General features: G+C 71.7%; 11 protein-coding genes. 8 read left to right on the forward strand and 3 right to left on the reverse strand.

The window, feature by feature from the left end:
- Positions 1–10 precede the first annotated feature (10 nt).
- A complete protein-coding gene (locus CK206_RS05290) occupies positions 11–1,222 on the forward strand; it encodes an acetyl-CoA C-acetyltransferase (RefSeq protein ID WP_096905785.1) in 1,212 nt (403 codons plus the stop codon).
- Positions 1,223–1,324: 102 nt separating this feature from the next.
- On the opposite strand, the gene catC is transcribed toward CK206_RS05290, so the two are convergent.
- The 3 genes from catC to catA all read right to left on the reverse strand — a co-directional run bounded on the left by catC (position 1,325) and on the right by catA (position 3,730).
- Complete coding sequence (gene catC, locus CK206_RS05295) at positions 1,325–1,606, reverse strand: muconolactone Delta-isomerase (RefSeq protein WP_096905786.1); 282 nt, start codon at positions 1,604–1,606, stop codon at positions 1,325–1,327.
- A 32-nt stretch (positions 1,607–1,638) separates the two neighbouring features.
- Positions 1,639–2,760, reverse strand: a complete 1,122-nt coding sequence (locus CK206_RS05300; protein WP_096905787.1) for a muconate/chloromuconate family cycloisomerase — start codon at positions 2,758–2,760, stop codon at positions 1,639–1,641.
- A gap of 103 nt (positions 2,761–2,863) precedes the next feature.
- The gene (catA, locus tag CK206_RS05305) at positions 2,864–3,730 is read right to left on the reverse strand and encodes a catechol 1,2-dioxygenase (RefSeq protein WP_096905788.1); all 867 of its coding nucleotides are present in this window, start codon (positions 3,728–3,730) and stop codon (positions 2,864–2,866) included.
- A gap of 330 nt (positions 3,731–4,060) precedes the next feature.
- Between catA and benA the strand changes: the two genes are divergently transcribed.
- The 7 genes from benA (at position 4,061) to CK206_RS05340 (ending at position 14,819) form a co-directional block, all read left to right on the forward strand.
- The gene (gene benA, locus CK206_RS05310; protein ID WP_096905789.1) at positions 4,061–5,494 is read left to right on the forward strand and encodes a benzoate 1,2-dioxygenase large subunit; all 1,434 of its coding nucleotides are present in this window, start codon (positions 4,061–4,063) and stop codon (positions 5,492–5,494) included.
- A 52-nt stretch (positions 5,495–5,546) separates the two neighbouring features.
- Entirely contained in the window at positions 5,547–6,056 is a 510-nt protein-coding gene (gene benB, locus CK206_RS05315; RefSeq protein ID WP_173674771.1) for a benzoate 1,2-dioxygenase small subunit, read from the forward strand.
- A gap of 91 nt (positions 6,057–6,147) precedes the next feature.
- Positions 6,148–8,142, forward strand: coding sequence for a benzoate 1,2-dioxygenase electron transfer component BenC (benC, locus tag CK206_RS05320; protein ID WP_096905790.1), 1,995 nt, complete (start codon positions 6,148–6,150; stop codon positions 8,140–8,142).
- Positions 8,139–8,972, forward strand: coding sequence for a 1,6-dihydroxycyclohexa-2,4-diene-1-carboxylate dehydrogenase (locus CK206_RS05325; RefSeq protein WP_096905791.1), 834 nt, complete (start codon positions 8,139–8,141; stop codon positions 8,970–8,972). Before benC ends, CK206_RS05325 begins: the two co-directional genes overlap by 4 nt.
- Before the next feature lie 129 nt (positions 8,973–9,101).
- Positions 9,102–10,634: an MFS transporter gene (locus tag CK206_RS05330; RefSeq protein WP_371607067.1), complete on the forward strand. Its 1,533-nt coding sequence runs from the start codon at positions 9,102–9,104 to the stop codon at positions 10,632–10,634.
- 4 nt (positions 10,635–10,638) lie between these two features.
- Positions 10,639–13,533, forward strand: a complete 2,895-nt coding sequence (locus tag CK206_RS05335; RefSeq protein ID WP_159981074.1) for a LuxR family transcriptional regulator — start codon at positions 10,639–10,641, stop codon at positions 13,531–13,533.
- Positions 13,530–14,819, forward strand: coding sequence for a benzoate/H(+) symporter BenE family transporter (locus tag CK206_RS05340; protein WP_096905793.1), 1,290 nt, complete (start codon positions 13,530–13,532; stop codon positions 14,817–14,819). The genes CK206_RS05335 and CK206_RS05340 overlap by 4 nt, the downstream gene beginning before the upstream one ends.
- Positions 14,820–14,872: the final 53 nt, after the last annotated feature.

Consider the following 14,872-nt stretch of genomic DNA (forward strand, 5'->3'; position numbering starts at 1 on the left):
AGGAAAATCCATGCGTGACGTCGTCATCTGCCAACCCCTGCGCACCCCCGTGGGACGCTTCGGCGGGGTGTTCCGCGACCTGGACGCGAACACCCTGGCCACCGACCTGCTCACCGCCCTCGTCGAGCGCACCGGCCTGACCGGAGCCGACGTCGACGACGTGGTGCTGGGACAGGGCTCCCCGAACGGCGAGGGACCCGCCATCGGCCGCATCGCCGCACTCGACTCCCCCCTGGGGATCGACGTGCCGGGCATGCAACTCGACCGGCGCTGCGGCTCCGGACTCCAGGCGATCATCACCGGCGCACTCCAGGTCGCCTCCGGCGGCATGGACCTCGTGGTCGCCGGCGGCGTCGAGTCGATGAGCCAGGTGGAGTTCTACGCTTCCCCGAGCCCCCGCTGGGGCATCCGCGGGGACGGGATCTCGCTGGTCGACCGTCTCGGCCGGGCTCGCACGACCGTCGGCGGACGCTCGCACATCATCGACGGCGGGATGATCGAGACCGCCGAGAACCTCCGTCGTGAGTACGGCATCAGCCGGGACGAGCAGGACCGGTTGGCCGTGCAGTCCCACCAGCGGGCCGTGGCCGCGCAGGAGTCCGGGGCGTTCGCCGAGGAGATCGTCCCGGTGACCGTTCCGCAGCGCAAGGGTGACGACCTCGTCGCAGACACCGACGAGCATCCCCGTGCCGACAGTTCCGTCGAGGCGCTGGCGCGCCTGCGGCCCATCATGGGCCGCACCGACCCGGAGGCCACCGTGACCGCCGGGAACGCCTCCGGCCAGAACGACGGTGCCGCGATGTGCATCGTCACTACCGCGGACAGGGCCGCCTCCCTCGGACTGACCCCCCTGGTCCGCCTTGCCTCGTGGGCCGTCGCGGGCGTGGCACCGGAGACGATGGGCATCGGGCCGGTCCCCGCCACCGCCAAGGCGCTCGACCGACTCGGCCTCACGCTCGCCGACATGGATGTCATCGAGCTCAACGAGGCGTTCGCCGCGCAGGCCCTGTCCGTGATGCGCGAGTGGGACATCGACCCCACCTCCGAGCACCTCAACCCGCACGGCTCCGGCATCTCCCTGGGCCACCCCGTCGGCGCCACCGGGGCGCGCATGCTCGCCACCCTGTCGCGCGAGATGGTGCGCCGCGACGCGCAGTGGGGCCTGGAGACCATGTGCATCGGAGGCGGCCAGGGGCTCGCGGCGGTGTTCGAGCGCGTCTGACCGACACACCTCCCGCGCGACGAGGCCGCCCGCCCCTTTCGGGGCGGGCGGCCTCGTCGTCTTCCGCGGGACGGGAGTTCCCGGGCGGTCAGCCCGGCGCGATCACTCGATTCGCGACGGGTGCCGCGTCAGGGCCATGACCTCGATGTCCATGTACGGGAACAGCGGCAGCCCCTGGAGGATCTCGTGCAGTTCGTCGCCGGACTCGACATCGAAGATGCTGATGTTCGAGTACCGGCCCACGATGCGCCACAGCGCCCGCCACGTGCCGGAGCGCTGCAGCTCCTGGCTGTAGGCCTTCTCACGGGCCAGGGTGTCGGCGCGGACCTCGGGGTCCAGGTCATTGGGGATGTTGACGTCCATGCGGACGTGGAACAGTGCCATCGTCGGGCTCTCCTTCTCGTGTGGTGCCGCGGTCAGCGGCGGGTGAACTTGTCGACGGCGTCGTGGTCGAGCTCGACGCCCAGCCCGGGCCCGGACGGCAGGTGGACCCGGCCGGCCTCGTAGCGGATCGGGGTGGTCACGTAGGTCTCGGCGAGCAGCAGCGGCCCGAAGAGCTCCGAGCCGTAGTTGAAACCGGGCTCGGCGCACGCGAGATGCAGTGAGGCGACGGTCCCGATCGGCCCCTCGAGCGACGTGGCGGCGTGGCAGGCGATCCCGGCCGCGCGGGCGATCGCCACGACCTCCTTGCCCCGGGTCAGTCCACCGAGCTTGGTGGTCTTCACCGCGATCACCCCGGCCGCGTCCCGGCGTGCCACCTCGAGGGCGTCGTGCGGGGACTGGACCGACTCGTCGGCCATGAACTGCACCGGCAGCGAGCGGTTGAGCTCGGCCAGCACCTCGATCTGCTCGGTGGGGGTCGGCTGCTCGATCAGCTCGATGCCGGCCTCGACGAGCGCCGGGAGGTGGACGTTCGCGGTGAACCGGTCCCAGCGTGCGTTGATGTCCACCCGAAGGCCAGCCCGGCCGTCGAGGCGCTCGGCCAGCGCCGCGATGCGGGCGACGTCCTCGGCCGGGTCCAGGGCGCCCATCTTCAGCTTGAACGTGCGGTGACGATCCGCGGCGAGGAGCTCGTCGATCTCCTCGACCATCTCCTCGAGCGGCATCGCGCCCAGGGCCCACGTGCACTCGATCGAGTCGCGGACCGCTCCGCCGAGCAGCGAGCGCACGGGTACGTCCAGCGACCGGGCCCACGCGTCGAATAGGGCGATCTCGAGGGAGGCCTTGGCGAAACGGCCGCGGGCCACCACGCCCTCCATCGCCTCGAGGACGGCGGGGATCTCGTCGACCCGCCGACCGACGGCCACGGGGGCCAGGTACTTCTCCACCAGGACCTGCATGGTCTCGGCGGACTCGCCTCCCCACCAGGGGCCGCCCGGTGTGACGCCTTCGCCGTAGCCCACGACCCCGGACTCGGTGGTCACCGCCACGAGCAGGATCGACTGGGCGGTGGCGGTGGTGGTGGCGAACTTGTGCGGCCTGATGAGCGGCACGTCGAGGATCCGTGTCTCCACGGAACGGATGGTCAGGTCAGACATCGTCGAGCCCTTCGTGTTGGTGGTCCGGCCGGATCGACCGCCGACGCCCCGGCCGCTCGTGGCGGCCGGGGCGGGCGGGGATTGCAGACGAGGTCGTCGCCGGTCAGGCCACGAAACGCTTTTCGGAGACGGGGTCCAGGACGAAGTCGTAGACGACCTCGTCGATCCCGTCCGCGTTGGGCTTCGGGTCCAGGATCAGCTCGGGCTTGACGGCCCCGGCCACGTCGTCCTCGACCCACTTTCCACCCTGGAAGTACAGCTGGGTGGTGATGAGGCGCTTGCCCGGGGCGGTGACCTTCAGGTGCAGGTGCGCCGGACGCCACGGGTGGCCACCGTAGCTGGCGATGAACTCGCCGGTCGGGCCGTCGTGCGGGATCTGGTACGGCGCCGGCTGGACCGTGGTGATGTGGAAGTTGCCCTCGGCGTCCGTGGTGAAGGTGCCGCGCAGGTTCCACTCCGGGATGCCCATGCCGTCGTCGAACTGCGAGTAGTAACCGTCGGCGTCGGCGTGCCACAGCTCGACGGACGCGCCCTCGATGCCCGTGCCGTCCAGGTCGCGGACCTGGCCCTTGAACACGAACTGCGTGCCCTTCTCGTCCTCGCGCATCGGCATGACGCCCTTGGCTCCGAGCTCCGGGGCGTTCGGCACGTAGTAGGGGCCCTCGATGGAACCCTTGGTCCCGTTGAAGATGCGGCTGTTGGAGTCCTCGATGAAGTGCTCCAGGAAGACGTCCAGCCAGAGCGGCCACTCGCCACCCTCGCCGACCTCGATGAGCCACTGCTTGAGGACGCGGTACTCGTCGTAGGTGACCTCGTGCTCGAAGATCACCTCGGACAGCTTGGTGAGCACGTCCTTGTAGATGGCGGCCGCACGCTCGGTGCTCGTGTCGGACGTGAAGCGGCTGCCCTTGAACTTGTCCGTCGCGGCGGAGCCGGAGCCGGCGGCGGTGGGCACTGCGGTGCTGGTCATGACGCTCCCTTTGGTGGGGTCGGGGTGGGGGTCGGATCGGACCGGTGGGGCCCGGTCGATGTCCCTACTGTGCGCCGGATTCGATGTGTCGTCAATCACCGCACACAACGTCTGTAGAGGACCTTTCGTGCGCGAAGCGAACACTTTTCAGGCAATAGCGCAGGTCTCGCGCCTGATGCCTCAAAAGTGTTCGCATTGCGAACGCAACACACCTAGGTATGACTAGGAGGTGCCCTAGTGTGATCGAACCCACAGTAGGGCACCGTGGAGGAACACCGGCAGCAGGCCGCATCGTCGCGGCCGGAACCGACCCCACGCTAGGAGCCCTCGATGTCAGATCGACTCGACCACGTCCAGGCCACCCTCGAGACCGCACTCGAGGACCGGCCCGCGGACGGCATCATCCGCGCCAACCGTCGCATCTTCACCGACGAGGAGATCTTCGAACTCGAGATGAAGCACATCTTCGAGGGCAACTGGGTCTATCTGGCGCACGAGAGCCAGATTCCGGAGGTCGGCGACTACTTCACCACCGACATCGGCCGCCAGCCCGTCGTGATCACCCGCGGCAAGGACGGGCAGCTCAACTGCCTCATCAACGCCTGCTCCCACCGCGGCGCGATGCTCTGCCGGCGCAAGACCGACAACCGCACCACCCTGACCTGCCCGTTCCACGGCTGGACGTTCTCCAACTCCGGGGAGCTGCTGAAGGTCAAGGACCCGCGGGACGCCGGGTACCCCGAGCAGTTCAACACCGACGGCTCGCACGACCTGCGTCGCGTGGCACGCTTCGAGAGCTACCGCGGGTTCCTGTTCGGCAGCCTCAACCCGGACGTGGTCCCGCTGGAGGAGCATCTCGGTGACAGCCGCACGATCATCGACATGCTGGTCGACCAGTCCCCCGAGGGACTGGAGGTCCTGCGCGGCTCGTCCACCTACACCTTCGACGGCAACTGGAAGCTCCAGGCCGAGAACGGGGCCGACGGTTACCACGTGTCGGCCACCCATTGGAACTACGCGGCGACCACCGCGCGCCGCTCGTCGGGTGAGTCCAAGAACGAGACCAAGGCGATGGACGCCGGCACCTGGGGCAAGCAGGGCGGCGGCTACTGGTCGTTCGAGCACGGCCACCTGCTCCTGTGGATGTGGTGGGGCAACCCCGAGGACCGGCCGCTGTGGGACCGCCGCCAGGAGCTCGCCGACCAGATCGGCACCAAGAAGGCCGAGTTCATGGTGGGAGCCTCCCGCAACCTGTGCCTGTACCCGAACGTGTACCTGATGGACCAGTTCTCGAGTCAGATCCGGCACTTCAAGCCCGTCTCGGTGGACAAGACCGAGGTGACGATCTACTGCATCGCCCCCAAGGGCGAGAGCGCCGAGAACCGCGCGGCCCGGATCCGTCAGTACGAGGACTTCTTCAACGCCACCGGGATGGCGACCCCGGACGACCTGGAGGAGTTCCGGTCCTGCCAGAAGACCTACCTGGCGGACGTCGCGCCGTGGAACGACATGACCCGCGGCAGCACCCACCAGATCACCGGCCCGGACGAGACCGCCCGCGGCCTGGGCATGGAGAACGTGCTGTCCTCCGGGGCCAAGACCGAGGACGAGGGGCTGTACCCGATCCAGCACGCCTACTGGCTCGAGACCATGCAGCGCGCGCTCGAGGCCGAGACCGCCGCCCGTGATGCCGCCGAGGCCCGCGCCCGCGAGGACGACGAGCGTCGGGCCCGGCAGCGCACGACCGTCCCGGCCGACGCCTGACCCGGCCCGAGTCGACCGCACGCCCCACCCCCGCCCCACGAAAGGCCTGACCATGACCGCACCCGCCGTGGCGTCGATCTCCGTCGACGAGATCTCCGCCTTCCTGTTCCGCGAGGCACGACTGCTCGACGACCGCCAGTTCGAGCAGTGGATCGAGTGCTACCGCGAGGACGCGATGTACTGGATGCCCGCCTGGGACGACGACGGTGAGCTCACGACCGACCCGTACTCGGAGATCTCGTTGATCTTCTACCCGAACCGGGCCGGTATCGAGGACCGGGTGTTCCGCATCCGGACCGAGCGCTCCTCCTCAACGTCACTGCCGGAACCGCGGACGAACCACCTCATCAGCAACATCGAGGTGCTCGACCGCCGGCCCGGAGAGGTCGACATCCGCTTCAACTGGCTGTCGTCGTACTTCCGGTACAACACCACCGACCAGTACTTCGGCACGTCCTTCTACACCCTCGACGTCACCGGTGAGTCCCCGCTGATCACCTACAAGAAGGTGGTCCTGAAGAACGACTACATCCACCACATCGTGGACGTCTACATGGTGTGATCCCACACCCACGCCGGCGCCCGCCCAGGGCGCCGGCACCCACCCGGTCGCGTGCGCGGCCGACACCGCCAGCGACCTGGAGTGAGACCCCATGAGCTATTCAGTGGCACTGGCCTTCGAGGACGGCGTGACGCGCTTCGTCAACTGCGGTCCGATGGAGACCGTCGCCGACGCCTCGTACAAGGCCCGGATCAACATCCCCCTCGACTGCCGCGACGGAGCGTGCGGGACGTGCAAGTCCCTGTGCGAGTCCGGCGACTTCGACGGCGGCGACTACATCGACGACGCCCTCACCGAGGACGAGGCCGCGGCCGGATACTGCCTGCCCTGCCAGATGGTCCCGCGATCCGACCTGGTCGTGCAGATCCCCACCACCTCCGACGTGGCCAAGACGGCCGCCGCGGCGCACCCGGCGACGGTCACGGCCGTCGAGCGCCTGGCCGAGGGCGCGTTCGCACTGTCGGTCGAGTTGGACGACCGCGACGCCCTGGCGTTCCTGCCCGGCCAGTACGTCAACATCTCGGTTCCGGGTACCGACCAGACGCGGTCGTACTCGTTCTCCACCGGAGCGGACTCGCGGCACCTGTCGTTCCTCATCAAGTACGCCTCCGGCGGGGCGATGTCGGAGTACCTGGCCCAGCGCTGCGCGGTGGGCGACCGCCTCGAGCTGACCGGTCCGATGGGCAGCTTCTTCCTCCGCGAGTCCAGCCGCCCCCTGCTCCTGCTGGCGGGCGGCACCGGCCTGGCGCCCGTGCTGTCGATCCTGGAGACCCTCGCCGCCGCCGGCACCGCCGACCGGCCGGTCCACCTCATCTACGGCACCTCGTTCGACACCGACGTGGTCTACACGGACCTGCTGGACGAGTTCACCACCCGGATCCCGGGCATGACCTGGGATCTGGTCGTCGCCGACCCGGCCACGACCCACCCGAACAGCGGGTACGTCACGGGGCTGATCCGCCCGGAGCACCTGCATGACGGGACGACCGACATCTACCTGTGTGGGCCTCCCCCGATGGTCGAGGCGGTGCGTGGATTCCTCGACGACGAGGGCCTGCAGGTGACGCATTTCTACTACGAGAAGTTCACTCCCGCGACCGCGGTGCCCGACCGGTCCGCCGAGCCCGCCGCGGAATCGGCGGAGCCGACGGAGGAGGCCGCCCTCGTCGTCGACACCTCCTCCTCCACCCCGGAGACGGAGCCCGCGGCACCCGCCGCGGCCACCACGGCCCCGGCCGCACCACACGGGCCGGCCCGGATCATCTCGCGCCGCCCCGGGGACCCCGTGCCGGCCATCGAGGCCCGACCGGTCGGCTACACCCCTCCCGCCCCCGGTGGCCACACGGCGCCCGTCACCCGGACCGCCGAGCCGGTGGCGAACATCGCCGCGCGCCCGGTCGGTTTCACCCCGCCGACCCCGGGCGGGCACGCCGTGCCCGCCGACCGCGCGACCGAATCCCCCGCGCCCATCGCCGCACGCCCGGTCGGCTACGTCCCGCCGCAGGTCACCCTCGCGCCCGCGTCGCCCGCACCCACCGCCGGCACCACGACCACGGTGTCCCTGGCCGGCGGGAACCGCTCCGAGACCATCACCTCGGCCCCCGGCGTCGTCAGTGGCGAGGTGCACCCCGCGATCCGCCACTCCGACGCCCAGTTCGACGCCCGCATGGCGCTCGAGCTCGGCGTGATCGAGCTGACCATGGGACGCCTCGACGGCGCCCGCCTCGCCGAGTTCCGGATGCTCGCCGAGTCGGCCAACCAGTACATCGAGGGCGATCGGTTCCGCGACCCCGAACGGTTCACCGCCGCGAACGCCCAGTTCCACGAGTTCCTGTTCCGCTGCACCGGCAACGACTCGCTGCTGCAGGCCTACCGCATGCTGGAGGTGACCCAGGTGATGAACAGCGTCCTGCCCGACGCCCGCTGGGTGTCCGAGGACATCGTCCCCGAGCACCTGGAGATCGTCGCGGCCTTCGAGACGGGCGACCGCGACGCCGCCCGATACCTCATCCGCCGGCACAGCGAACACGCCAAGGCCACCATGCGCACCGCACTGGACCAGAAGGCCGTGGAGGCGGCGTCGTGAGCGCGCCCGTCGGCGAGTACGACCCCGTCCCGCCCGTCGTCTCCCCCGGTCGCTTCGCCGGCCGGTCGGTGCTCATCACCGGCGCCGTCCAGGGGATCGGCCGCACCGTCGCCGACCGGGTGGTCCGCGAGGGCGGGCTGGTCACCGTGGTGGACCGGGCCGACCTCATCACCACGGTCGCCGACGAGCTGACCGCGGTGTCCCCGGACGGCCACCGGGTCGTGCCCGTGGAGGCCGACCTGGAGACGTTCGAGGGTGCCGAGTCGTCGGCCCGTGCGGCGTTGGACGCCCACGGCCGGATCGACGTGCTCATCAACAACGTCGGTGGCACCATCTGGGCCCGGCCGTACCACGAGTACTCGGCCGAGCAGATCGAGGCCGAGGTCCGCCGCTCCCTGTTCCCCACGCTGTGGATGTGCCGGGCGGTCCTGCCGTCCATGGTCTCGGCGGGCGCGGGCACGATCGTCAACGTCTCGTCCGTCGCCACCCGCGGCGTCAACCGTGTCCCCTACGCCGCCTCCAAGGGCGGCGTCAACGGCCTCACCTCGGCGTTGGCGCTGGAAGCCGCGCCGCACGGGGTGCGGGTGGTGGCCACCGCCCCCGGCGGAACCCTCGCCCCCGAACGACGGATCTCCCGCGGCGGCGACGCCCGCACCGACCAGGAGAAGACCTGGTACTCGGAGATCGTCGAGCAGACCGTCGACTCGACCGTGATGGGCCGCTACGGCACCCTCCACGAGCAGGCCGCGCCGATCTGTTTCCTCGCCTCCGACGAGGCCTCCTACATCACCGGATCCGTCCTCCCCGTCGCCGGCGGCGACCAGGGCTGAACCGCCTGCCACCCCGGGGCTGACCGCCCTGCCACCCCGGGGCTGACCGCCCTGCCACCCCGGGCTGACCGCCCACACCTCTCCCCACCCCCCACCGAACGGAGCCCTTCCGTGTCCTCGAGCACCCCTGTGCCTTCCAGCCGCCCCGTCCCCTCCAGCCCACCCGGGACGACCGCCCCCGCCTCCGAGGTGTGGGAGTCCCCCGCCCACCGCCGCACGGTCTACGGTGTCCTCGCCGTGGTGGCGCTCGCCATCCTCTTCGACGGCTATGACCTCGTCGTCTACGGCGCCGTCCTGCCCACCCTCATGGCCGACCCCACCCAGATCGGCGCCCTCGGCGCGGCTCAGGCCGGCGCACTCGGCTCGTACGCCCTCGTCGGAGTGATGATCGGCGCCCTCACCGCCGGCGCGGTCGGTGACCGCATCGGCCGACGCCGGATCATGCTCGGCGCCATCGCCTGGTTCTCCGTCGGGATGGCCGCCACCGCGTTTGCCCGCGACATCACCACGTTCGGCGTCCTTCGCCTGCTCACCGGGCTGGGGATCGGCGCCATCGTCGCCACGGCCGGTGCGATCATCGCCGAGTTCGCCCCCGCCGGGCGTCGCAACCTTTTCAACGCGGTCGTCTACAGCGGGATCCCCGCCGGCGGTGTCCTGGCCTCCGCGCTGGCCATGGTGCTGCGGGACCACATCGGATGGCGCGGCCTGTTCCTCATCGGCGCCGTCCCGTTGGTGCTGGTCCTTCCCTACGCCTGGTTCGCGCTCCCCGAGTCCCCGCGGTGGCTGGCCTCCCGCGGCCGCACCCGCCAGGCCGCCGAGGTGTGCGCCAGCAGGGGCCTGCCGCTCGAGATGGCCGCGGCGCCGGGCGCGCCCCGCACCGCCGACACGACGCCTCGCGATGACCGCGACGCCAACTACGACGACGACAACTACGACGACGACAAGGTGGCCGCCCGCACCGGCTTCGCCGCCCTGCTGTCCCCCGCCTATCGTCTGGGCACCCTGCTCCTGGGGTTCATGAGCTTCGCCGGCCTGCTGCTCACCTACGGCCTCAACACCTGGCTGCCGACGATCATGGAGAACTACGGCATCGACGCCAAGAGCTCCCTCGGCTTCCTGCTCGTCCTCAACGGCGGCGCGATCGTGGGCGGTCTCGCGGCCTCGTGGCTCGCCGACCGGCACGGGCCGCGCGTGATCGTCGCCTGCTCCTTCGTCCTGGCCACGCTGGCCCTGGTCGCCATCACCGTGTCCCCACCGTTCGTCCTGGTCGTCGCCCTCGTCGCCGCCGCCGGCATGGGCACGATCGGCACGCAGGTCCTGCTGTACGGGTTCGTCTCCAACTACTACGAGACGGGCGCACGCGCCGCGGGTGTGGCGTGGTGCGCGGGGTTCGGACGCCTCGGCGGCATCCTCGGTCCCGTGATCGGCGGATTCCTCGTCGCGGCCGGACTGGAGGCCGACACCTCCTTCCTCGTGTTCGGCGGGATCGCCCTCGCCGGCGCCGCCCTGACCCTGGCCGTGCCCCGCTCGCCCGCCCAGTCCGAGCCCGTCGCGGTGCCCGACGAGATCACGCCCCTGGACTTCGACCCGCCGGCCGCCGCGGTGGCCGGGGAGCCCGTCGCCGCGGAACCGGTCGAGCATGCCGGGTCGGATCTACGCTGACCGCATGACCTTCGCCCACCCCGTCCCCCGCTACGGTCACCGCCGCGCCGCGGATCGTCTCCATTCGATCCACGGCGCGGTGGCGGGCAAGCGGTCGACGACCGTGCTGGTCACCGCCGCCGACGGTGGGGGCAAGAGCCACCTCGTCGATTCCGTGGTCGCCGAACTCGCCGGGGTCACCTCGGTGCTCGTGCGGGCGCTGCCGTGGGAGAAGGACACGAGGCTCGTCGTGGCCGCCCGGGTCCTCGAGCGCCTGCCCCGGCCCGACGCCGAACCACCACGTCGCGCCGCGGCCGCAGAGACGGCCGGGGCCGCGGGGGCCGCAGGGACGGCCGGGCCGGTCGGTGACGTCGTGCTCGTCGAGGCCCTGGCCCGGGCGTTCGTCACCGCCGGCCCCGGCGCGGTGGTGGTGATCGACGACGCGGAGTACTCCGATCCCGACTCCCTGCGTGTCCTGGCCTCGGCTGTGGAGGCGGCCGGCCGGGCCTCCGTCATGCTCGTGCTGACCCTCGGCAGCCCCGCGCACGGTCCCTCCGCCGAACTGTGCGCGGAACTGGCCCGCGAGACCGTGCGGCTGGGAGCCCTGGACCAGTCCGAGATCCGGACGCTCGTCGCGACCCGGACCGGGCGCGAACCGTCCGCCGCGGCGGCCCGGCGCCTACTGGACTACACGGGCGGCGAGGCGGGTGCCGTGGCGACGGTGGCCGATCAGGCGCCCGACTCGTGGTGGATCGCCCCCTTCTCCGTCCCGCCGCTGCCCGCCTCCGTCGAGCGGGAGACGGCGGCCCTGCTCGCCGCGATGGAGCCCGGGCAGCGGGAGGTCATCGAGGCTGCCGCCGTCCTGTCCCCACCGGTCACGCTCGAGTCGCTGACCGCACTCATCTCCGCGCGGGGCGGGGTCGTCCCCGGCCCCGCGCTCGTGTCCGCCGCCCTGGACGCCGCCCACACCGCCGACCTGGCCCAGGTGGACCTCTCCCCCGGCGCCGCGACCGTCCGGTTCCGCTCCCCACTGTTGCGGACGGCCGTCCTGCGCGGGGTACCGCCCAGCGAACTGCTCCACCTGCATGCACTGGCCGGCCGCGTCGCCGAGGCCGCCGACGACGTCGACGGCGCGCTCGACCACCGCGCCTCCGCGTCGACGGGGCCCGATGCGGACCTGTCCGAGACGCTGCGCGCCCGCGCGCTCGTGCACGCCCGCGCCGGTCGATGGAGCTCGGCCGGCCACGCCTACCTCACCGCGGCGGCGCTCACCCCGGACGGCGACCGCGCCCGCGACCTGCACATCGACGGGGTCGACGCACTCATCAACGCGGGCCGGATCAGTGAGGCCCGATCACTGGCCCAGGGACTGGAGCGGGTGCGGTCGGATCCCCGGCGGGACGCCGTGCTGGGATCCCTCGCGGTTCACCTCGGTCACGCCGGGGAGGCCCAGGTCCTGCTCGACCGCGCCCTCGCCGCCCGGGAGGGCGGCGTGCCGGGTTCGCCCGCCGCGGACCCGGTCGCCCTGGCCCAGAAGTTCGTCGTCCACTCCCTGTGCGAGTGGCGACCGACCCGCATCCGCCACTGGACACGGGTGGTCACCGGCAGCGGGCGCCCGGACCAACCCGAGGTCGAGGAGGCCCGGGCCATCGAGATGCTGGGCCGTGCGATCGAGGGCGGCCCCGACGCGTCCCCCGCCGTCGATGACCGGCTCGCCGGCCTCGCGCCGGCCGTGGCCCAGCGCTTCGAGATGGCGGCGGGGTGGATCGCCCTGGCTCGCGACGACCTGGAGACCGCCCGCCGGCACCTGGGATCCGCGGTCCCCACGGCGGACGTCTCGGGCTCCGCACGCATCTCCATCTGGGCCCAGGCGTGGCTCGCCCGCACGCTCCTGCTGCGCGGCGACTGGGATGACGCCCTGCGGGTGGTGGACACCGCCGCCCGCAGGGTCGACGATCTCGAACTGGACCTGCTCGCCCCGGTCGTGCACTGGCCCGGCGCCGTCATCCGGTCCATGCGGGGTGACCACCTCGGGGCGGCCGCCCACCTGCGCAATCTCACGACCAGCGCCGACGCCTACCCGGTCCAGGTCATCCCGTCGGCGATGGCGCGGATGCAGGTGGCGGCCTCGTCCGGTGACTACACGTCCGTGCGTCTGGCCGCCGAGCCCCTGGTGGCCCTGTCCCGCGAGCTCGACATCGATCAGCCCGGGTACTGGCCGTGGCACGACCTGTACTCCCACGCTCTCGTCCTCGCGGGTCGGCTCGACGAGGCGGAGGACCTCATCGGTCCCGCCGAGGCCCGCGCCGAGCGCCGGGGCCACCGTTCCACCCTCGCCCGGCTCGGGGCGGTGCGCGCCCGGGTCGCCGCGGTGCGCGGGGACGTGGACGAGTGCAACCGGATCTTCCGCCGCAGTCTCGACCACCTCGACGGCCTGGCCATGCCCTACTACTCGGCACGCATGCACTTCGGCTACGGGCAGACCCTGCGCAGGGCCGGCCGGCGCCGGGAGGCGCACCTCGCGCTGGGTACCGCCCGCGACATCTACGAGCAACTGGGGGCCCGCGCCTACGTGGAGCGGTGCGATCGCGAACGCCGCGCGGGCGGCGTGGACGTGGCCAGGACGGGGGGCAACAGCACCCTGACGCCTCAGGAGAGTGCGGTCGCGACGCTCGTCGCCGCGGGCCGGACCAACGCCCAGGCGGCCGAGGAGTTGTTCCTGTCGGTCAAGACCGTCCAGTACCACCTGACCCGCATCTACTCGAAGCTCGGAGTGAGCGGTCGCACGGAACTGGCCGCCCACGTCTCCCGCAGCAGCGAGCCCTTCCGTACCGACTCGCCCCGTATCGATTCAGCGCGTATCGATTCCCCGCGTATCGATTCCCTGCGTACCGACCCCGACCCCACGGGAGACCTGTGAGCAACGGAACCCCGGACGACACCACCGTCCGCCCCGCCGACCCGACCGCGACCGGCCAGCCGCCCGTGCGCGGCCGCCGACGCGACTCCGCCCCGGTGGCGCGCCCCTCGCCCCGCCGGGTGCTCGCCGACCTCGGCCCCCGTGAGTTCGCCAACGCGCTGATCGCGCTCGTGTTCTCGGCGACCGGCCCCGTCGCCGTCATCCTCGCCGCCGGTGGGCAGGGCGACCTGTCCCCCGCACAGTTGTCCTCGTGGATCTTCGGCGTGTTCTTCGCCAACGGACTGCTCACCATCATCATGAGCTGGACATACCGCACGCCGCTGGCGTTCTTCTGGACCATCCCGGGCACCGTGATCGTGGGCAACTCACTCGGGCACCTGCGGTGGTCGGAGGTGCTGGGGGCCTACGTCGTGACCGGGGTGCTGATCCTGCTGGTCGGGCTGTCCGGCCTGGCCCGCCGGCTCATGGACTGGATCCCCATGCCGATCATCATGGCGATGGTCGCCGGGGTGTTCCTCCGGTTCGGGCTGGGACTGGTCGAGGCCGTGTGGGCCTCCGTCGCGGTGGCCCTGCCGATGGCGATCGCGTTCCTCGTCGTCGGCGCCGTCCCCCGCCTGGCCAGGGTGGTACCGCCCATCCTGGCCGCGATGGTCGTGGGGATTGTCGCCGTGGTCCTGTCCGGCGGGCTGTCGCGCGGCGTCCTCGACGACGGACTGATCGCCGCCCCCATGCTGCAGGCCCCGGAATTCACCCTCCGGGCGATCGCCGAGCTGGTCGTCCCACTGGCCATCACCGTCCTCGTGGTGCAGAACGGTCAGGGCATCGCGGTCCTGCGTGCGAAGGGCCACCACCCCCCGGTCTCGGCGTGCGCGGTGGCATGCGGCGTCTGGTCTCTGCTGGTCTCGGCGGTCGGCGCGGTCTCGACGTGCCTGACCGGACCGACGAACGCCCTGCTCGTCTCCTCCGGTGAGCGCGACCGCCACTACGCCGCCGCGATCGGCAACGGCGGCCTGGCCCTGGTGGTCGGCGTCTTCTCCCCGGCCTTCGTCGGGCTCATCCTCGGCACGCCCGCAGCGTTCATCGCCGCCCTGGGCGGGTTGGCGATGCTCGCGCCGCTGCAGTCGGCGTTCGTCACCGCGTTCCGGACCGACCGGGCACTCGGACCGCTCGTGTGCCTGCTCGTCACCGTCGCGGACGTGTCGTTGCTCGGGATCTCGGCGCCGTTCTGGGGCATCGTGCTGGGGATGGCCGTCTCGGCGCTGCTGGAGCGGCGCGCGGCGGCCTGACCCGGCGCCCGCCCGGGCCGGAGACGAAGGAAGGCCCCCGCCGAGTGGCGGGG

The organism is Dietzia sp. WMMA184, assembly GCF_002441635.1.
In the GTDB taxonomy this organism is placed as follows: domain Bacteria; phylum Actinomycetota; class Actinomycetes; order Mycobacteriales; family Mycobacteriaceae; genus Dietzia; species Dietzia kunjamensis.